Below are 20550 nucleotides of genomic sequence, written 5' to 3'. Positions count from 1 at the left end.
TCATCGATGACGATGGTCCCGAAGGAATTAAGGTTTAAATAATTTGAACCAGCCTTTAAGCTTAAAGACTGCCAGCATAAATAAAGCGATAAAAATCATAATTCCGAGTACGATAAAGTAGCTAAATCTCCCGTGTAGCTCTGGCATATATTCGAAATTCATTCCATAAACACCGGCAATAAATGTTAGCGGAATAAAGATTGTTGAAACAATTGTTAGGGTCATCATGATGCCATTCATGCGACTAGAGCTCATCGCCATATAGCTATCACGCATATCTGCAGTGAGCTCACGGTTGGATTCGATCATTTCGGTGAGTTTAAGCAGATGATCGTAAATATCTCCGAAATAAGCTCGTTCTGATTTTTTTAGTGAAAATCGGTAAGAGTTAAGGATACGATATAATAGATCACGCATTGGTAATATGGTGCGACGTAGATCAAGCAAATCACTACGGAATTCAAACACAATTTTCATAGCGTTGAGGTTACTTTGATAGGTAAGCTCATCTTCTAGTGCATTTAAATGATCCTCAATCTTATAGACAAGTGGGAAATAGTTATCAACGATTTTATCGATTACCTGGTATGTTAAATATATTGTGCCACGTTCCCAATTCTTTGGCTGTTTTTCTAACATCATTTGTACTCGATCTATCTCCGGTGCTGAATTTTTATGAAATGTGACAATAAATTTATTAGAAACAAAAATGTTTACTTCTTCAGCTGTTAATTCTTCGTTAACTCTTTGGATAACAAAGAAATGGAAATCATCATAAAAATCGAGCTTTGGCCGCTGTAAACGCATTAAACAATCTTCTATAGCAAGTGGGTGAAAATGGAAAAATGTATCTAACAGTAGTTCTTCCTCATCGGTCGGACAATTAAAATCGACCCAGTACCATTCAAATTCGTTTTTGTGTATATCTTCAAGCGGAAAATCCTTTATAAGCTTTTGGTCTTTTGTAATGCCAATTGTACGTATCACAGCATTCACCTCAATTCTGTTAATTATAACTTAACAGGTATATATATCTTCACAACAAACTTTCTTTATAACATATCCAACCACCAAATAAAGTAGTCGCAAAGAATCTAGATGGTTTTGTAAAACCTGCCTGCTGTAATAGTGATAAAATGTCCTCTTCACGCATAAATGAAAGAGAACGTATGGATTTCTCCATTTCCGCTACTTCCGATGGTGTTAGCTTTGTATGCTGTAGCCAATAAGCACGCCATAAATCAAATTGTAGCTCAGTTTCTAAGGAACCTTGCTGCCCATATTTTGAGACCAGGACAAAGGGAGCACCAGGCTTTAAATTATTCGCTATTTCTTTTAATGTTGCAAGCTTCTCTTGATCATTTTGTATAAAGTGAAGTACTAATACACAGCTTGCTGCATCAAACTTCACTGCAGGTAACTGAGTATCCAGTATAGTTCCTTGATATAAAGAAATATTATTAGGTAGAGATTTTAAACGTTCACCAGCGATTTGTAGCATCGCTTCTGACGGATCTATACCAACAAATGACCAATGAGGACTTTTCTCAGCAAGCTGTAAAATCTCATTGCCGCTTCCGGAGCCAACTACTAAAAATTCAGCTGTTTCATGTAACGCAGATTGGTAAAAGGTTTGTGTCAAACGTAGCATTGCATCATAGCTAGGGAGCGTGCGACGAATACCTTTTTCGTATTCGTTTACAAGTTTGTTATTAAATTCCATTGGTTATCACATGCCTTTCAAAAAATTTTAAAATCCAATTTATATTTGAAACTATTTAAGGGATAGGTCCGTAAATAGTAGTACATAAAATAAAAAATTAAATGGAAGGATTGGTATAAATGGAAACTAAATGGTCTAAGGTAATCATACACGCAAGTGCGTTTTTTGCGCCATGGTTAGTACCGATTATATTTTTCTTAATTAGCTCAGATGAAGAGGTAAAAAGTATTTCCGTGCAAGCCTTATTGTTCCAAGTTGTGATGGGGGTATTAATTACAATTTCGGGGATTTTAAGCTTCCTACTTATTGGTATACCGTTCTTAATTGTTTTTGGTATCATGTATTTTATTGCGCCAATTATCGGTATTGTGAAGGCTCTATCTGATGAGCCTTGGCGTTATCCAATAGTTGGTCGATGGGTATAATTTTTATAGACGCAAGTATATGCTAGTTGCATATGCTTGCGTTTTTTCTATAGCTGAAAAGGGTACCTTATAACTAAGAAACTTATTTTTTAGCGGTTGTCCAAACATCCGCTGAAATAAGTTAAGCCTCTGGCGGATGTCAATCGCAAAGGAGGTTAGTAAAGGATGTTAGCCTAAAATCATCGCTTCCATGCGATAACGGCTAACTGACCTGCATCAAGCTGCTGACGCTACGCTTTCGCGCAAAAAACATCCTGCTGGCCTAACCACAAAGCCGATTCCGGACGCAATTATTCCTCGGCATAGGCATAATTGATTTTTTCTAAGTGCGAATTAATTGCAATTATTTTCAAGCGTTTTGTATAATATACTCAAAGAAAGTCAAAGATAGTCAAAGTCAGTGAAGTAAGCGAGGTGTATTCCTAAAATGCGTAATATATCAGACATCATAGAAGGCTACTTAAAGCAAGTGCTTGAATTAGGTGGAGAAGGGCATATTGAAATAAAACGTAGTGAAATCGCAGATAAATTTCAATGCGTGCCCTCACAAATAAATTATGTAATCAATACTAGATTTACTGTCGAACGAGGTTACCTTGTTGAAAGCAAACGTGGTGGTGGTGGATACATTCGAATTTTACGTGTCCGCGCGAATTCACAAATTGATTTGATCGATGATGTCCTCACGCAAATAGAAGGTGGGGCATCGCAAACAATGGCAGAAGATTTAGTGTATCGACTAATTGATGAGCAGGTAATTTCAAAGAGAGAAGCGAAATTAATGTTAGCAGCAGTTGATCGCTCAACTATCGATTTGCAACTCCCGTTACGGGATATCATTCGAGCAAGAATTTTACAAGCGATGCTAACAACGATTAAATATGAACGGCAAAAATAAAAGAGGTGATGGGAATGATATGCGAACATTGTAAGCAGCGTAATGCGACAGTTACCGTAACACAAGTTCAAAATGGTCAAAAAGTAGAGCATCATTATTGTGACGTCTGTGCCTCGCAGTTCCATCCATTTCATGCTGAATTTAAGCAGGAGCCAATATCTATTCAGCAGCTATTATCCAATTGGTTTGGCTCCCCTACATGGCAGCAACAACAAGCGGGTGAAAAACAGCAGGCACCACCACAACCGCAAACATGCCCACAATGTGGATTTACGTATAAACAATTTTTAAAAGAAGGTAAATTTGGATGCCCTAGCTGCTATGACACCTTTAGTGAACACTTACCGAAGCTCTTTAACCGTATACAGGCTGGTCCTCAACATATAGGAAAAATGCCCGGTGCCCGAAACAATGTCTATGTTATCAAAAAGCAAATTGAAGATATTCGTAAACGTATGAAGATCGCTGTAGATGAAGAACAATTTGAAGAGGCCGCAAAGCTTCGTGATGAAGCGAAGGAACTTGAGAAGCAGCTACAATTTGAAGGTGGTGATGTGTCGTGATGATTGAGTCATTTTTAGAGCGTGCTACACCGATATGGATGAGTGTAGAGGACGATTATTCAGATATTGTCATAAGTACACGCATTCGCCTTGCTCGAAATTTAGATGGTTATCGTTTTCCATTAGCCTTTACAGAGGATGAAGCATTAAAGGTGGAACAGGCAGTTACACATGCAATCAAGGATAGTACAGAACTTCGAGAAAATTATTCATATTTTGCTATTAAAGACTTAACGTCTTTACAGCGTCAAATACTTGTGGAAAAGCACTTGATTAGTCCTCAGCTTGCCAAAAAAGAGCGAGTTGGCTCCATGCTCTTATCTGATGAAGAATCAACTAGCATTATGGTGAACGAAGAAGACCATTTACGCATTCAATGTATGACAGCGAGTTTTCAACTTCAAAAGGCATACGAGCAAGCCAATAAAATTGATCGTACCTTAGAGAAAGCTTTGCCTTACGCATTTCGAGATACATTTGGTTATTTAACAAGTTGTCCAACAAATATTGGTACTGGTTTACGAGCATCTGTCATGATGCACCTGCCTGCCCTTACACTTACGGGTCAGATGAATCAAATCATTAATGCGATGACACGATTAGGAATGACGGTAAGAGGAATATATGGGGAGGGTAGTGAAAATATAGGGAATGTTTACCAAGTGTCAAATCAGATTACACTAGGGAAAACAGAGGATGATATTATAGCCGATATCCAAAGTGTCGCTGAAAAAATAATTCAAAAAGAACGACATGCAAGAGGTAAGTTAATGGAAAAAGCAGAGCTTGCCTTAGAAGACCGTGTATACCGCGCTTTAGGGACATTAACACATGCTCGAATTTTAACGAGTGAGGAAGCTGCTACCTGTCTTTCCAATGTTCGTTTAGGAGTAGATTTACGGTTAATTGAAGGTATTAAAGCGACTAAATTAAACGAATGCGTAGTTAGTATGCAACCTGGATTTTTACAGAATTACGCAGGTGACGTTTTGCCACCTACTGAGCGAGATCGCGTACGAGCGGAAATGCTTCGTGAGGCACTATCTCGAGAAAATATGAGTAAGCCTATTATTCGGAGAAAAGGAGAGGATTCATTTGATGTTTAATCGTTTTACACAACGCGCGCAAAAAGTATTACAGCTTGCACAAGAAGAGGCAATTCGTTGGAAACACGAATCAATTGGAACAGAGCATATTCTATTAGGGCTTATCCGTGAAGGTGGCGGTATTGCTGCAAAAGCATTAGAAGCCATTGATATTAGTCCTCAAATGATTGAATCAGGTATTGAAGAGCTTGTAGGGAAAGGTAAAGAAGATGTTGGTCCAATTGTCCACTACACACCTCGTGCTAAAAAGGTAATAGAACTATCAGTCGATGAATCACGTAAATTAGGTCATTCCTATATCGGCACAGAGCATTTACTATTAGCGCTTATTCGTGAAGGTGAAGGTATAGCGGCCCGTGTATTAAATAATGCTGGTGTCGGATTGAATAAGGCTCGTCAGCAAGTGCTATTGTTATTAGGTAATAACGATAATGCTCAATCTGGTCAACAAGCTGCACAGGCTGCCAATACACCTACATTAGATAGCCTTGCGCGTGATTTAACGCAAATTGCTCGTGAAGGCACTTTAGATCCAGTCATTGGTCGAAGCAAGGAAATTACACGTGTTATTGAGGTTCTGTCACGTCGTACAAAAAATAACCCTGTATTAATCGGGGAGCCAGGTGTTGGTAAAACAGCTATTGCTGAAGGCTTGGCACAGCAAATTATTAATAATGAAGTCCCAGAAATTCTTCGTGATAAACGTGTTATGACACTTGATATGGGGACAGTTGTTGCTGGAACAAAATATCGTGGTGAATTTGAGGACCGTTTGAAAAAGGTAATGGATGAAATTCGCCAAGCAGGAAATGTTATTTTATTCATCGATGAATTGCACACATTGATCGGTGCAGGTGGTGCAGAAGGTGCCATAGATGCATCAAATATTTTAAAACCATCTTTAGCACGTGGTGAGCTTCAATGTATTGGTGCAACGACACTAGATGAGTATCGCAAATATATTGAGAAGGATGCGGCATTAGAGCGTCGTTTCCAACCAATTCAAGTTGATGAACCAACTGTAGAAGAAGCGATTCAAATTATTCAAGGCTTACGCGATCGTTATGAAGCACATCACCGTGTGAAAATCACTGATGAAGCAATTGAAGCGGCAGCAAAAATGAGTGATCGATATATTTCTGATCGTTTCTTACCAGATAAGGCGATTGACTTAATCGATGAAGCCGGTTCTAAAGTCCGCTTACGTTCATTCGCAGTGCCACCAAACTTAAAGGCACTTGAAGATAAGCTTGAAAATGTGCGCTCTGAAAAGAATGCAGCTGTCTCAGGTCAAGAATTTGAAAAGGCAGCATCATTAAGAGATACAGAGCAAAAGCTAAAAGATGAAATCGAAACTACAAGAAAAAATTGGAAGGAAGAACAGGGTAAAGCCGAGTCAAAAGTGACAGTGGATGATGTAGCAGCGGTAGTATCTATGTGGACTGGAATTCCAGTTTCGAAAATTGCGTCAGAAGAATCTTCTAAGTTATTACAACTTGAAGAAGAGTTGCACAAACGGGTTGTAGGTCAAGGAGAAGCAGTAGAGGCAATTTCTCGCGCAATACGTCGTGCAAGAGCTGGTTTGAAAGATCCGAAACGACCAATTGGCTCATTTATTTTCTTAGGCCCTACAGGGGTTGGTAAAACAGAGCTTGCAAGAGCACTAGCTGAGGTTATGTTTGGCGATGAGGACGCAATGATTCGCGTTGATATGTCTGAGTACATGGAAAAACATTCGACTTCACGTTTAGTTGGTTCACCTCCAGGCTATGTAGGTTTTGATGATGGCGGTCAACTAACAGAAAAGGTTCGTCGTAAACCGTATTCAGTAGTATTACTAGATGAAATTGAGAAGGCTCATCCAGATGTTTTCAATATCTTACTTCAAGTACTTGAAGATGGCCGTTTAACAGATTCTAAGGGTCGAGTGGTCGATTTCCGCAATATCGTTGTTATTATGACATCAAACGTCGGTGCAGATGCTTTAAAATATCAGAAAAACCTTGGCTTTAATGTAGGTGGTACGGATACGAAGTATAAAGATATGAAGGGTACAATGCTCGAGGAATTGAAAAAAGCATTCCGTCCAGAGTTCTTAAACCGTATCGACGAAATGATTGTCTTCCACTCACTAGAAAAAGAACATTTAAAAGAAATCGTCGCAATGATGGCGAATGCTTTAACAAAACGTCTAAAAGAGCAAGACATTTCCTTAGAGTTAACGGATTCGGCACTCGAGAAAATTGCAGAGGAAGGCTACGATCCTCAATACGGTGCTCGCCCACTACGTCGTTCATTGCAAAAACAAGTAGAAGACCGTTTATCGGAAGAGCTGCTGAAAGGCAATGTAGAGAAGGGTAATCAAGTTATCATTGATTACGTGAATGAAGAGTTTGTTGTGAAGAAAAAAGAGGAAGTTTCTACTTCTAAATAATCTTCAACAGTGGGGGCTTTCGTCCTCCATCTGCCCATTAAATGTTTATTTGAAAAGAACAGCCAGGCTATAGTGCCAAGCTGTTCTTTTTTATCGTCATTTAGAAGAAGACTCCCACCTCTGAAGGTAGTGAGATGAATGCAAATGTGATTCCTTTTTAGAGGGTATTCAAACACCTACTGAAATAGAGGAACTCAGTCTAAGAGTACCACGTCCTGTGGCAACGACTGAGTGACCAACATCACGTTGGCCCAAAGCCCCCGGCGGATGTCACGGATTTTAAAAGGAATAAATTGTGCGGGCACAATTTAAAATCCGGACGAAATTACGCCAAGGCTTAAATTGATGTACAATATATATAAGAACAAATATTCGAGGTGGATGCATTTTGGCGAAGAAAAAAACAAAATTTGTATGCTCAAGCTGCGGCTATGAATCCGCAAAATGGATGGGAAGATGTCCAGGGTGTGGGGAATGGAATAAGATGGTTGAAGAGGTGGAGGTGGTCGCGAAAGGGCCACGTGGTGCATTCCAACATTCTGCTACGGTTACCCAAAAGGCTCTCCCTATTATGCAAATTGAAGCAGCTGAGGAATCACGAGTTGCAACAGAAATGGGTGAGCTTAACCGAGTGTTAGGTGGAGGCATCGTGCCGGGTTCTCTTGTATTAATTGGGGGAGATCCTGGGATTGGGAAGTCGACGTTGTTATTACAAGTATCTGCGTTGCTTTCGAATAAAGGGCATCGTGTGCTTTATATTTCTGGTGAGGAATCCATCCGTCAAACAAAGCTACGTGCAGAACGTTTAGGGGTGGTATCACAGGAGCTGTATATATATTCTGAGACGAATTTAGAGTTTTTAAATCAGACCATTGACGATGTGCAGCCAAAGTTTGTTATTGTCGATTCTATTCAAACTGTTTTTCATCCGGAGGTAACGAGTGCACCTGGTAGTGTATCACAAGTGCGTGAATGTACAGCAGAACTTATGCGAATTGCAAAAACAAAGGGAATTGCAATTTTCTTAGTTGGACATGTAACAAAAGAGGGACAAATTGCAGGGCCACGTATATTGGAGCATATGGTTGATACGGTATTGTATTTTGAAGGAGAACGACATCATAATCACCGTATTTTACGCAGCCAAAAAAACCGTTTTGGCTCTACGAATGAAATTGCTATCTTTGAAATGCTTCGGGGGGGCTTAAAGGAAGTGTTAAACCCGTCTGAGTTGTTCTTACAGGAGCGTTCACAGGGAGCGGCAGGGTCAACAATCGTAGCCTCAATGGAAGGTACACGGCCAATTCTAGTTGAAATTCAGTCACTTGTAACACCAACAAGTTTTAATTATCCAAAACGAATGGCAACAGGTGTCGATCAAAACCGTGTACAACTGCTTATGGCTGTTCTTGAAAAGAGAATGGGCCTCATGTTACAGGCTCAAGATGCATATATTAAAGTTGCTGGCGGCGTGAAACTTGATGAGCCTGCAATTGATTTAGCGGTGTTGACAAGCATCGTTTCAAGTTTTAAGGATCAAGCTGTCAGAGCAACGGACTGCTTGATTGGGGAAGTAGGTTTGACAGGCGAGGTGCGTCGTGTATCTCGTATTGAACAACGTGTGATTGAGGCAGCAAAGCTCGGATTTAAACGGGCCTTCATACCGGCTTCGAATATAGGTGGATGGGATTTCCCGCAAGGTATTGAGATAGTTGGTGTGGAAACGATAAAGGATGCATTGAATGCTTGCTTTAGAGAGCTATAAAGAAGCTTGTGCATGTTGGACAATGTTCTGACATGCACTTTTAATTTATTTCAGCGGGTGTACAAACACCCGCTGAAATAAATTAAAGCCTCCGGCGGATGTCACGGAAATCGGCAAGGAGTTCTTTGTGCATGCACAAAGCCGATTCCGGACGCAATTATGCCGATGCATAATTGATTTGCAAGCTTTTGTAATTCATAGATAGAAGGTAGGAAACTCTAAGGGGGGAAACGGCGTCTAAGATAACGTCTGTGAAAAGGCATCTTTAATGTCCAGCAGATGCTTAAGCATTTCTAATTTGAGTGTGAAGGATTTCAATAATTGATTTTCCTCTTTCATTAGAATCGAAATGGTCGATCACAAGAAGAGATATTAATGATACTTTGATGGGTTCATAAAAGATTTTCTACAGTAAACTATGTATAATTATATATTAAAAATGGGAGGTGACAGTTTATGAAAAAATTTGTTCAAATTGCTTTTTTACTGATTGGAGGAGCATTAGGCCTTGTTTTCTTACCGCCATTATACGAATTGCTTCATTTATCATCTAATCCTTGGCTTGATAATCCCTACGTATCAGTAGCTTTAGGAGCGCTTTTACTGTTTACACTATCGTTTGCCTTTTCAGATTACTTCGTAAGGCTTCTTAGTTGGATGGAAGAGGTGCTATTTAAAGTACCTGTTGGGGATTTATTATTTGGTACACTTGGCCTTATTATCGGGCTAATCGTTGCTTATTTCTTAGGATTTGCAATTGATAGTATGGATTTACCGAAATTTACAAAGGTTTTACCAATAATACTGTCATTTGTGCTCGGCTATTTAGGGTTCCGTGTAGGCTTTAAAAAGCGAGATGAATTAATCCAGCTATTTACGTTACGTGGTAATAATGCGAAGAAAAAATTAACGGAAGGTGTAGAGCCTCAAGAAGCGCGAGGAAGCTATAAACTGTTAGATACTAGTGTTATTATTGATGGTCGTATTGCAGATATTTCTGAAACAGGCTTTATAGAAGGTACTCTAGTTGTACCTCAATTTGTCCTTACTGAGCTTCAGCATATTGCTGATTCTTCGGATACATTAAAGCGTACAAGAGGTCGCCGTGGCTTAGATATTTTGAAGAAATTACAAGATGAACGTATGACGAAGGTACAGATTACTGAAGAGGACTTTGAGGATGTGCAAGAGGTTGATTTAAAACTAGTACGCCTTGCAAAGAAAATGGGGCACGATACACAAATTGTTACGAACGACTTTAACCTGAACAAAGTTTGTGAGCTCCACCACGTTAAAGTGCTGAATATTAATGATTTAGCAAATGCAGTAAAGCCTGTCGTTATTCCAGGTGAGGATATGCAAGTGATGGTCATTAAAGATGGCAAAGAGCATAATCAAGGGGTTGCCTATTTAGATGACGGCACAATGATCGTTGTTGAAGGGGGACGTAGCTATATAGGACAGGCAATTACAGTAACCGTAACGAGTGTTCTTCAAACATCAGCGGGTCGTATGATTTTTGCTAAACCAAAGGATGACTAGGAAGTGGGAAATGTGCAATATGAAGTAGTGTTACCTGCTGCGGGAAGCGGAAAGCGAATGGGTGCAGGGCAAAATAAGTTGTTTTTAAATCTTTTAGAAAAACCAATCCTCATACACACACTAGAGGTTTTTGAACAGGATAGCCAGTGTACAGGTATTTGGCTTGCAGTGAAGCCGGAAGAGCGTATATTTATTCAAGAAATGCTAGAGAGGTATGGAATTACTAAAGTTAAAGGTTTACCTGATGGTGGTGCAGAACGACAGCATTCCGTCCATTCGTGCATGAAAGAAATGAAGCAGGTTGGTATTGTGCTTGTGCATGATGCTGCGCGTCCGTTTATTACGCATGATATTATTGCGAATCTTGTACAAAGTGCGTATAACTTTGGCGCTGCGATTGCGGGTGTTCGTGCGAAGGATACGATGAAAAAAGTGCGCGATGGTGTTATTGAAGAGACTATTGATCGAGAAAGCTTATGGATGATTCAAACCCCACAAGCATTTCAATTTGATTTGATTGTAGAGGCAGAGGATGTAGCTGAGAAGGTAGGCTTCCTTGGCACAGATGAAGCAATGCTTGTTGAGCGTCTCGGACATGAGGTGCATATTGTGGAAAGTAGCTACGAGAATGTAAAGATGACGACGCAAGAGGATTTAGTTTTCGGTGAAGCTATATTGCGTAAACGTGCTTTAAAAAAATTATAATAACAAACTAAAAATCTCATCAGCATTATAATTTGCTGATGAGATTTTACATTTTGCTATATTTTGATGTTAATTCACAGTACTGTTCACTACCGACTCAATTTCCTAGGAAATATGTTAAAATGTGAGGGTATAATATAGAGTAAATATATAAGTGAAGGAAGGTGAATGAGGCTGCCTTATAAGCTGAGTAGAAGCTTTTTAAGTCTGCATATTTTTTGAAGTGAATGAGCTTCAGTTGGTGGATTTTCCTGTTTTATTTATCTTATTAGACAGTTTCAAAATCATATGTTTCGAGTGGGACAAGGATTTGACGTGCATGCATTTGAAGAAGGACGTCCTTTAATTATTGGTGGTATAACAATTCCTCATGAAAAAGGGTTAGTAGGGCATTCCGACGCTGATGTTTTATTGCACACTGTAACAGATGCAGCGTTAGGGGCAATTGGTGAGGGAGATATCGGTCGTCATTTCCCAGATACAGATCCCGCGTTCAAGGATGCTGATTCAGCGAAATTATTAGAGTATATTTGGAATATTGTTGAGGATAAGGGCTATGTTCTAGGTAATGTGGATTGTACGATTATGGCACAGCGTCCGAAAATGGCGCCGTATATTCAACAAATGCAAAATCGTATTGCTGAATTGCTTCATGCAGAGCCTTCTCAAGTGAATGTAAAAGCAACAACAACTGAGCGTTTAGGTTTTACAGGTCGCGAGGAAGGGATTGCTGCGATGGCGACAATCCTATTGATTAAGAAATAAAAGCAGGCTCTAAAGCGCTTTTATTTCCTGTAACAGAGTGGTAAAATGAACAAAGTCAATTTTTTGATCGAAAATTTAGGAGGCTTTTAATTATGGCGAAAGAAGTTCGTGTTCGTTACGCGCCATCCCCTACTGGTTTCTTACATATCGGTGGAGCGCGTACAGCGTTATTTAACTATTTATATGCAAAACATCATAACGGTAAATTCATCGTACGTATTGAGGATACAGATATTGAGCGTAATGTAGAGGGCGGAGAAGCATCTCAGCTAGATAATTTAAAATGGTTAGGTATAGAGTATGATGAGTCGATCGATATTGGTGGACCATATGCACCTTACCGTCAAATGGAACGTCTTGATATTTATAAAGAACACGCTGAGAAGCTACTAGAGCAAGTTTTGGCTTACAAATGCTTCTGTTCTTCTGAGAAATTAGAAGCGTCTCGTGAAGAACAAAAAGCACGAGGTGTTGCAGCTCCAACTTATGATGGTACTTGTCGTCATTTATCAGCAGAGGAAGTTGCGGCTAAAGAAGCTGCTGGTGAACAATATACAATTCGTATGCGCGTACCTGAAAATGTAACATATAAATTTGAAGACTTAGTACGTGGACAAGTAGCGTTTGAGTCAAAAGATATTGGTGACTGGGTTCTTGTAAAAGCGAACGGTATCCCTACGTATAACTATGCGGTAGTGCTAGATGATCACTTTATGGAAATTTCGCATGTATTCCGTGGTGAAGAGCATTTATCGAATACACCAAAACAAATGATGATCTTTGATGCATTCGGCTGGGAATATCCACGCTTTGGTCATATGACATTAATCATTAATGAAAACCGCAAAAAATTATCAAAACGTGATGAATCCATTATTCAATTCGTCACACAATATAAAGATTTAGGCTACTTACCTGAAGCGATGTTCAACTTCTTCGCATTACTTGGTTGGTCTCCTGAAGGAGAAGAAGAGATTTTCTCAAAAGAGGAATTTATTAAAATCTTTGATGAAAAACGTCTTTCAAAATCACCATCTATGTTTGATAAACAAAAGCTTACTTGGATGAATAACCAATACATTAAAAAATTATCTTTAGAAGAAGTAGTGGTATTATCTTTACCGCACTTACAAAAAGCTGGTTTATTACCAGAAGAGTTAACAGAAGAAGAACGTGCATGGGCTACAGATTTAATCGCACTTTATCATGATCAAATGAGCTTTGGTGCTGAAATTGTAGAACTATCTCGCCTATTCTTTAACGATCATATTGAATATGATGAAGAAGCAAAAGCAGTTTTAGCAGGTGAGCAAGTACCTGAGGTAATGGCTGCATTTAAAGCACAACTTGAAGGTTTAGAAGAATTTACGCCTGAAGCTGTCAAAGCGGCTATTAAAGCTGTTCAAAAAGAAACAGGTCACAAAGGTAAAAATCTATTTATGCCAATCCGTGTCGTAACAACAGGTGAAACGCATGGTCCAGAACTACCTAACGCGATTTGCTTAATTGGCAAACAGAAAACAATTGGCCGTGTAGAAAAATTTGCACAATAAGTAGAAATTGATTGACAATTTATTAGTTCGTTGTAAAATGTATTTACATTGAGAAAGCGTTGATAAGGAGAAGTAAGTGGCGCATGCTCCAAAGAGAGGACCATCACCGGCTGCAAGTGGTCTGAGCCTAGGCAAAACTGAAATGCACCTTTGAGCATAAAGCTGAACAACTAGTAGGCTTTATCGATTCGTTCCCGTTACAGAACGTCCAGAGTGGAAGGCATACGCCTTCAATCAGAGTGGAACCGCGCAAATTTAGCGTCTCTGTCATTCCTTTTTGGGATGATAGGGGCGCTTTTTTATTTTCTGGACAGGTGACTTGAAGCGCTGGATGCGCCGGATTCTACTTCACTGACTCTGCGGTGAGATCAACGTCAGCTATAATATTTCAATGGCCAGGGATGCAAGTGGTTGTGTGGAATTAAAGCAGATCAAAACGAAAAGGGGGAGCTTTTGTGTTTAAAAGAATGAAGGAAGATGTAGAAACAATTTTTGAGAATGATCCAGCGGCGCGTAGTGTATTCGAAGTTATATTAACATACTCAGGTTTGCACGCTACTTGGTCACATCGAGTTGCCCATTGGTTCTTTAAAAAGCGGTTTTATTTTATAGCCCGTGCCATTTCACAAATTAGTCGCTTCTTTACTGGAATTGAAATTCATCCTGGAGCGAAAATCGGTCGACGTTTCTTTATTGACCATGGGATGGGCGTTGTAATTGGTGAAACATGTGAGATTGGTGATAATGTAACGTTGTATCAAGGTGTAACTTTAGGTGGTACAGGAAAAGAAAAGGGGAAACGCCATCCGACGTTAGAGGATAATGTACTAGTTGCGACAGGTGCAAAAGTGTTAGGTTCTATTACAATTGGCGAAAATAGTAAAATTGGTGCAGGTTCAGTTGTCTTAAAAGAAGTGCCGCCAAATGCTACAGTTGTCGGCATTCCTGGTAAAATAGTGATTAAGGATGGAGTTCGTCTAGAGAAAAAACTAGACCACCAAAATATACCTGACCCTGTAGAAGAACGTTGTCAAGCTTTCGAGAAGCAGATTGCAGCATTGAATCAGGAAATCGAACGCTTACAAAAGGAGAGAGAAACACAATGAGTATTCAAATTTTCAACTCATTAACACGACAAAAGGAAACTTTCGTGCCGTTGGAAGAAGGCAAAGTAAAAATGTACGTTTGCGGTCCGACAGTTTATAACTACATTCATATTGGAAATTCACGTCCTGTAATTGTCTACGATACAGTACGTCGTTATTTCCAATACAAAGGCTATGATGTAAAATTTGTTTCAAATTTTACAGATGTGGACGACAAAATTATTAAGGCTGCAAATGAACTTGGAGAAGAAGTTCATGAATTAACGGAGCGCTTTATTGCCGCATACTTTGAAGATGTTTCAGCGCTAGGTTGTAAGAAAGCAGATGTACATCCGCGTGTAACAGAGCATATGGATGATATCATTCAATTTATTCAAGTTTTAGTCGATAAGGGTTATGCTTATGAATCAGCTGGTGATGTCTATTACCGAACTCGAAAATTTAATGGTTACGGTAAATTATCTCACCAATCGGTGGATGATTTAAAAATTGGTGCTCGTATAGAAGCAGGCGAGAAAAAAGATGATGCGTTAGATTTCGCTCTATGGAAAGCTGTAAAGCCAGGTGAAATTTACTGGGAAAGTCCTTGGGGCAAAGGACGTCCGGGTTGGCATATTGAGTGCTCCGTAATGGCACGTGAGCATTTAGGAGATACTATTGATATTCATGCTGGTGGGCAAGATTTAACATTCCCGCATCATGAAAATGAAATTGCACAATCTGAAGCTCATAATGATAAAACATTTGCGCGTTACTGGATGCACAATGGGTATATTAATATTGATAATGAAAAAATGTCCAAATCCCTTGGTAATTTTATACTCGTTAATGATATTCGTAAACAAATCGACCCACAAGTTTTACGCTTCTTTATGCTTTCTGTGCATTATCGTCATCCGATTAACTTTGCGAAGGATTTAGTAGATGCAGCCGCAAATGGGTTAGAACGAATTCGTACTGCCTACAACAATGTGAAACACCGTTTAACAGCAACTGCGAACTTAGGTGATCACTCAGCAGAATGGCTTGGAAAAATTGCTGAACAAAAAGCTCACTTTGAAGAAGCGATGGATGATGACTTTAATACAGCCAATGCCATTTCTGTATTATTCGAATTAGCGCGTATCGCAAATATTTATCTAAATGAAACGAATACTGATGAAAAAGTATTAGTAAGTTTTACTGAAACTTTTGAGGTGTTAGGTGACGTCTTAGGTATTGAATTTGCAAAAGAAGAAGAGCTATTAGACGAAGAAATTGAAGCACTGTTACAGGAACGTGTAGATGCACGTAAAAATCGTGATTTTGCTCGTTCGGATGAAATTCGTGACCATTTGCAAGCGCAAGGTATCATTTTAGAAGATACGCGACAAGGAACTAGATGGAAACGAGGGTAAGTAACTTGGATAAACTCCGCAACGAAGATGTTAAGCAATTGAATGCATTAGCGTTAGCCTATATGGGAGACGCAGTTTTAGAACAAAAGATACGAGAGCATTTACTACGTGCTGGCCGTGTCAAACCTAACACACTTCATAGAGAAGCAACACGTTACGTATCAGCGAAAGCACAATCTATGATTGTACATCGAATGATGGATGAAGGCTTTTTAACAGAGGAGGAGTTGGCTGTGTTCCGTCGTGGACGCAATGCCAAATCCGGCTCTGTGCCCAAAAATACAGATGTTCAAACATACCGTAATAGTTCAGGCTTTGAGGCTGTGCTTGGTAGTTTGTATTTATTAAATGAATTAGAACGCGTTTATGCAATCATTGCATACGCTATTCAAATTATCGAGGAATCAAAAGGAGTGTCGAATTAATGGCAGAGCAAAATGGTGAAATTATTGCCGGTAAAAACCCAGTGTTAGAAGCACTTCGTTCAGGCCGCGATATGAATAAAGTATGGATTGCAGAAGGTGTGAAAAAATCAGGTGTTAATGAACTTCTAGATTTAGCACGAGAACGTGGCATCATCGTTCAATTTGTCCCGAAAAAAAAGGTGGATCAATTATCAGATGCCAATCACCAAGGAATAGTTGCCTCTGTTGCAGCATATAGATATGCAGAGCTAGAGGATTTATTTGCTGTAGCGGCAAAAAAACAAGAAGATCCATTCTTTTTAATTTTAGATGAGCTAGAAGACCCTCATAATCTAGGCTCTATTATGCGAACTGCTGATGCGATAGGTGCGCATGGTATTATTATTCCGAAGCGCCGTTCTGTGAGTTTGACAGCTGTAGTGGCAAAGTCATCAACGGGAGCAATTGAGCATGTACCTGTCGTGCGTGTTAATAACCTAGCGCAGACGGTAGATGAGCTGAAAGAGCGAGGAGTTTGGATTGCGGGTACAGATGCAAAAGGTTCTGCAGACTATCGTAAAATGGATGCAACATTGCCACTTGCGATTATTATTGGTAGTGAAGGTAAAGGGATGGGCCGCTTATTAAAAGAGAAATGTGACTTTTTATATCATTTACCGATGATTGGGCATGTCACATCACTAAATGCATCAGTAGCTGCTGCACTTTTAATGTACGAAGTGTATCGTAAACGTCAAGAAGCGAATGATTGACGATGAACAACATTTTGCTTGTTGACGGCTATAATATGATAGGAGCTTGGAAAGAGCTTCGACCATTACGTGATACTAATTTTGAAGATGCCCGTAGGAGATTAATTGAGCTTATGGCTGAGTATAAGGCAGCTATAGGGTGGCGCGTAATTATAGTTTTTGACGCACATCTTGTATCGGGTGTGGAGCAAACTTATTTAGAAAATGATGTCGAAGTCATTTATACACGGAAAAACGAAACAGCAGATGAACGTATCGAAAAAATGACACACGAACTAAAAGCTAGAAATGTACAGATTCACGTAGCAACCTCTGATATGGCAGAGCAAAATGTTATTTTTGGTAATGGTGCTCTCCGAAAGTCGGCGAGAGAGCTAGAAATTGAGATGGGTATTATCCAACATAAAATTTCTCATGATGTGAAACAAAAACAGGATAGCAAGCCGCCTTCTCGCATAGCACTAAAGCCTGATGTTGCTTTGGCCTTCGAAAAATGGCGGCGTGGTTTGAAATGATTGATTGACTCGTATTTTCCAATTCCGTTATACTGTTCCTAATTATCTGTTGTGGCTGAGGTGATACCATGTTTAAAAATAGTATTGTACAAGTGACACAAGATTTTGAACGATTCAATGATGAAGAACTTATTGAAATGGTGCATCAAGGTAATACAGATGCGTTGGATTATTTAATTACGAAATACCGTTTGTTAGTGAGAGCGAAGGCTAGATCTTATTTTTTAATTGGTGCAGATAAAGAAGACATTGTGCAAGAGGGCATGATTGGTTTGTATAAAGCTATTCGTGATTTTAAGGGAGATAAGCTTGCTTCTTTTCGAGCTTTTGCTGAATTATGTATTACGAGACAAATTATTACGGCTATTAAAACAGCTACAAGACAAAAGCATATACCACTAAATTCTTATGTTTCTTTGGACAAGCCTATTTTTGATGAAGAGTCAGACCGTACATTAATGGATGTGTTAACCGGTGCTATTATGGATGATCCGGAAGAATTAATGATTCATAGAGAAGAGTTTGGCTACTTAGAAGAAAAGATGGGTGAGATTTTAAGTGAATTAGAGCTACAAGTGTTAGCGCTTTACTTAGACGGGCAATCTTACCATGAAATTTCTGAGAAATTAAATCGCCATGTGAAGTCTATTGACAATGCTTTGCAACGAGTAAAGCGTAAATTAGAGCGACATTTAGTTCTTGAAGAAATGTCTTAGCGGTTGTATGCCTTTATTGACATTGACAAATATAGGTGTTAGTCTTGAAAAGACAAAGTGCCGAAAAGGTGATTATATGGCAAAAAAAGTCGTTCTAAATTGCGAAAAATGCGGATCGAGAAATTATACGTTTCCAGCTAAGGTAGATACAACTGTACGCCTCGAATTAAAGAAATTTTGCTCGCATTGCAATGAACATACAGTGCATAAACAAACGCTATAAAATAATTTGTAAATAGACAGATATGATTGATTCGGAGGTTAGGCTAGAATGGGCAAGATTAAAGGCTTTTTCAGCAATGTAATGTCGGAAATGCGCAAAACAAGCTGGCCAAAAAGTAAAGAACTGACGAAATATACAGTCGTTGTAATTTCAACTGTTGTAATTATGGCTTTATTTTTTGTGTTAGTAGACTTAGGTATTTCATCATTATTCCGCTGGTACTTAGAGTTATAATTTAGTAAATAGCATGTTAATACTTCTGAAATAGCCCGTCATTACAATAAACGGGTTTTTTCGTTTGTTTTATCTTCGTTGAAGATAAAACATCTGGCGGATGTCGTGGATTTTTAAAGGAATGAATATAAGGATGTTAGCCTAAAGTCTTCGCGTCCTGCGAAAACGGCTAACTGACCTGCATCCTGCAGGCCTGGGCACAATTGAAAATCCGGACGCATTGTTTATCTGCGCGAAAGTGAAGCGTCAGCTACAATTACGCCAAGGCGAAATTGAAGAAGTGAACAGCAATAAAATATTCTCAATAGGATTAGTATGCTACTAGGGATAGTATGAGGGTAGCGATAGATGACTATGCTAGATTTGGTATATATCATCAGGCTTTCGCTAGCTGTTAGCGAAAGCTATGTTTTTCTAATGAGCAGTTTGTGAAAAGAGTAAAGAATGCACTTAGCATATCGTGAATCATTTTCACTCTTATTTGTAAGGGAGGGACGGACGAGGAGTCCTAGTAGTTATGGAGAAAAATTGGTATGTTGTTCATACGTATTCAGGGTATGAAAACCGCGTAAAAGCAAACCTAGAGAAACGTGTAGAAACAATGGGTATGCAGGATAAGATTTTCCGTGTTATTGTACCTGAACATGAAGAAACAGAAATGAAGGATGGGAAAAAGCGTACTATGATGCGTAAAGTTTTCCCTGGTTATGTTTTAGTAGAGCTAATTATGACAGATGATTCATGGTATGTTGTACGTAATACACCAGGTGTAACTGGCTTTATCGGTTCATCTGGTGGTGGTGCAAAACCGACACCTTTATTACCTGAAGAAGCGGATCGTCTACTTCAACAAATGGGAATGACTGACAAAATTGTCGAGATTGATATTTCTGTTGGAGAAGCAGTAGAAGTATTGGAAGGGCCTTTTGCTCACTTCCAAGGACGTGTTGAAGAAATTGACACTGAAAAAGGAAAAGTGAAAGTTTCTGTCGATATGTTTGGTCGCGAAACAATTATGGAACTAGATTTTGAGCAAATACAAAAAATGTAGTTCTAGTAACTAAAGTACATATGTCTAAGACGTATGTCGCAGATTTTGTTAATTACTACTTGCTTAAAAAAATTAAAAGTGGTATCATTTCTAGGTCAGACTGTCATACTTTGGTTTGACGTCTGCAATGATAATTTTAATGTTATCGGCAATTAGCTGACAGACAGATATTGAGTGGGAGGGGCAACCCAATTACCACATCACGGACTTAAGGAGGTGTGTCTCGTGGCTAAAAAAGTTATTAAAGTTGTTAAACTTCAAATCCCTGCTGGTAAAGCAAACCCAGCTCCACCGGTTGGTCCTGCATTAGGTCAAGCAGGTGTGAACATCATGGGATTCTGTAAAGAATTCAACGCGCGTACTGCAGATCAAGCTGGTCTTATCATTCCAGTTGAAATTTCAGTATTCGAGGACCGTTCATTCACTTTCATTACAAAAACTCCACCTGCAGCAGTACTGCTTAAAGTAGCAGCTGGTATCCAATCTGGATCTGGTGAACCAAATCGTAAAAAAGTGGCAACGGTTAAACGTGATAAAGTTCGCGAAATCGCTGAAACTAAAATGCCAGACCTTAACGCTGCTTCAGTAGAAGCTGCAATGTTAATGGTTGAAGGTACTGCACGAAGCATGGGTATTGTTATCGAAGACTAAT

The 20550-nt window shown here is 39.2% G+C and carries 22 protein-coding genes and 1 other annotated feature; of the genes, 20 read left to right on the top strand and 2 right to left on the bottom strand.

Going from position 1 to position 20550, the window contains the following annotated elements; translation table 11 throughout:
• Window positions 1-27 precede the first annotated feature (27 nt).
• Window positions 28-987 (bottom strand): magnesium/cobalt transporter CorA, encoded by a 960-nt coding sequence (gene corA / locus ACIQZA_RS14070; RefSeq protein ID WP_402881947.1) that lies wholly within the window; start codon window positions 985-987, stop codon window positions 28-30.
• 49 nt (window positions 988-1036) lie between these two features.
• Complete coding sequence (locus tag ACIQZA_RS14065; protein WP_400937634.1) at window positions 1037-1723, bottom strand: class I SAM-dependent methyltransferase; 687 nt, start codon at window positions 1721-1723, stop codon at window positions 1037-1039.
• A 119-nt stretch (window positions 1724-1842) separates the two neighbouring features.
• Here ACIQZA_RS14065 and ACIQZA_RS14060 point away from each other — a divergent pair, with 119 nt between their 5' ends.
• The 20 genes from ACIQZA_RS14060 to rplK all read left to right on the top strand — a co-directional run bounded on the left by ACIQZA_RS14060 (window position 1843) and on the right by rplK (window position 20549).
• Window positions 1843-2148 carry a magnetosome magnetite crystal formation protein family gene (locus ACIQZA_RS14060; RefSeq protein ID WP_400937636.1) on the top strand — a complete coding sequence of 102 codons (306 nt, stop codon included), beginning with the start codon at window positions 1843-1845 and terminating at the stop codon, window positions 2146-2148.
• Window positions 2149-2575: 427 nt separating this feature from the next.
• Entirely contained in the window at window positions 2576-3046 is a 471-nt protein-coding gene (locus tag ACIQZA_RS14055) for a CtsR family transcriptional regulator (protein ID WP_402881944.1), read from the top strand.
• A 14-nt stretch (window positions 3047-3060) separates the two neighbouring features.
• The gene (locus tag ACIQZA_RS14050) at window positions 3061-3609 is read left to right on the top strand and encodes a UvrB/UvrC motif-containing protein (RefSeq protein WP_400937641.1); all 549 of its coding nucleotides are present in this window, start codon (window positions 3061-3063) and stop codon (window positions 3607-3609) included.
• Window positions 3606-4715, top strand: a complete 1110-nt coding sequence (gene mcsB / locus ACIQZA_RS14045) for a protein-arginine kinase McsB (protein ID WP_402881942.1) — start codon at window positions 3606-3608, stop codon at window positions 4713-4715. The genes ACIQZA_RS14050 and mcsB overlap by 4 nt, the downstream gene beginning before the upstream one ends.
• Complete coding sequence (locus ACIQZA_RS14040; RefSeq protein ID WP_400937646.1) at window positions 4705-7149, top strand: ATP-dependent Clp protease ATP-binding subunit; 2445 nt, start codon at window positions 4705-4707, stop codon at window positions 7147-7149. The genes mcsB and ACIQZA_RS14040 overlap by 11 nt, the downstream gene beginning before the upstream one ends.
• 388 nt (window positions 7150-7537) lie before the next feature.
• The gene (radA, locus tag ACIQZA_RS14035; protein WP_402881940.1) at window positions 7538-8914 is read left to right on the top strand and encodes a DNA repair protein RadA; all 1377 of its coding nucleotides are present in this window, start codon (window positions 7538-7540) and stop codon (window positions 8912-8914) included.
• A 456-nt stretch (window positions 8915-9370) separates the two neighbouring features.
• On the top strand, window positions 9371-10456 hold the full coding sequence (locus ACIQZA_RS14030) for a PIN/TRAM domain-containing protein (RefSeq protein WP_142509916.1): 1086 nt from the start codon (window positions 9371-9373) through the stop codon (window positions 10454-10456).
• Between the two features lie 12 nt (window positions 10457-10468).
• Window positions 10469-11161 (top strand): 2-C-methyl-D-erythritol 4-phosphate cytidylyltransferase, encoded by a 693-nt coding sequence (gene ispD / locus ACIQZA_RS14025; RefSeq protein ID WP_142509944.1) that lies wholly within the window; start codon window positions 10469-10471, stop codon window positions 11159-11161.
• A gap of 288 nt (window positions 11162-11449) precedes the next feature.
• The gene (gene ispF / locus ACIQZA_RS14020; protein WP_400937650.1) at window positions 11450-11926 is read left to right on the top strand and encodes a 2-C-methyl-D-erythritol 2,4-cyclodiphosphate synthase; all 477 of its coding nucleotides are present in this window, start codon (window positions 11450-11452) and stop codon (window positions 11924-11926) included.
• Between the two features lie 92 nt (window positions 11927-12018).
• Window positions 12019-13479, top strand: coding sequence for a glutamate--tRNA ligase (gene gltX, locus ACIQZA_RS14015; RefSeq protein ID WP_402881938.1), 1461 nt, complete (start codon window positions 12019-12021; stop codon window positions 13477-13479).
• A 50-nt stretch (window positions 13480-13529) separates the two neighbouring features.
• Window positions 13530-13748 (top strand) — a binding site (T-box leader).
• Window positions 13749-13934: 186 nt separating this feature from the next.
• On the top strand, window positions 13935-14585 hold the full coding sequence (gene epsC / locus ACIQZA_RS14010) for a serine O-acetyltransferase EpsC (protein WP_142509913.1): 651 nt from the start codon (window positions 13935-13937) through the stop codon (window positions 14583-14585).
• The gene (gene cysS, locus ACIQZA_RS14005; RefSeq protein ID WP_400937655.1) at window positions 14582-15982 is read left to right on the top strand and encodes a cysteine--tRNA ligase; all 1401 of its coding nucleotides are present in this window, start codon (window positions 14582-14584) and stop codon (window positions 15980-15982) included. The genes epsC and cysS overlap by 4 nt, the downstream gene beginning before the upstream one ends.
• Window positions 15983-15987: 5 nt before the next feature.
• Window positions 15988-16407, top strand: a complete 420-nt coding sequence (locus tag ACIQZA_RS14000) for a Mini-ribonuclease 3 (protein WP_053482829.1) — start codon at window positions 15988-15990, stop codon at window positions 16405-16407.
• A complete protein-coding gene (gene rlmB, locus ACIQZA_RS13995) occupies window positions 16407-17159 on the top strand; it encodes a 23S rRNA (guanosine(2251)-2'-O)-methyltransferase RlmB (protein WP_142509911.1) in 753 nt (250 codons plus the stop codon). The genes ACIQZA_RS14000 and rlmB overlap by 1 nt, the downstream gene beginning before the upstream one ends.
• Window positions 17160-17161: 2 nt before the next feature.
• Window positions 17162-17674 carry an NYN domain-containing protein gene (locus ACIQZA_RS13990; protein WP_142509910.1) on the top strand — a complete coding sequence of 171 codons (513 nt, stop codon included), beginning with the start codon at window positions 17162-17164 and terminating at the stop codon, window positions 17672-17674.
• A gap of 68 nt (window positions 17675-17742) precedes the next feature.
• Window positions 17743-18390 (top strand): RNA polymerase sporulation sigma factor SigH, encoded by a 648-nt coding sequence (gene sigH, locus ACIQZA_RS13985; RefSeq protein ID WP_049662792.1) that lies wholly within the window; start codon window positions 17743-17745, stop codon window positions 18388-18390.
• Window positions 18391-18466: 76 nt separating this feature from the next.
• Window positions 18467-18613, top strand: a complete 147-nt coding sequence (gene rpmG, locus ACIQZA_RS13980) for a 50S ribosomal protein L33 (RefSeq protein WP_402881935.1) — start codon at window positions 18467-18469, stop codon at window positions 18611-18613.
• Window positions 18614-18661: 48 nt separating this feature from the next.
• On the top strand, window positions 18662-18847 hold the full coding sequence (gene secE / locus ACIQZA_RS13975) for a preprotein translocase subunit SecE (RefSeq protein WP_053596042.1): 186 nt from the start codon (window positions 18662-18664) through the stop codon (window positions 18845-18847).
• 517 nt (window positions 18848-19364) lie between these two features.
• A complete protein-coding gene (gene nusG, locus ACIQZA_RS13970) occupies window positions 19365-19898 on the top strand; it encodes a transcription termination/antitermination protein NusG (RefSeq protein WP_049662801.1) in 534 nt (177 codons plus the stop codon).
• 225 nt (window positions 19899-20123) lie between these two features.
• The gene (gene rplK / locus ACIQZA_RS13965; protein WP_004233593.1) at window positions 20124-20549 is read left to right on the top strand and encodes a 50S ribosomal protein L11; all 426 of its coding nucleotides are present in this window, start codon (window positions 20124-20126) and stop codon (window positions 20547-20549) included.
• Window position 20550 lies beyond the last annotated feature (1 nt).

Origin of the sequence: Lysinibacillus sp. NPDC096382, from assembly GCF_044762845.1 — a bacterium.
Lineage (GTDB): Bacteria > Bacillota > Bacilli > Bacillales_A > Planococcaceae > Lysinibacillus.
The sequence above is the reverse complement of the archived record's forward strand: the minus strand, read 5'-3'. Positions and strand labels throughout refer to the sequence as shown.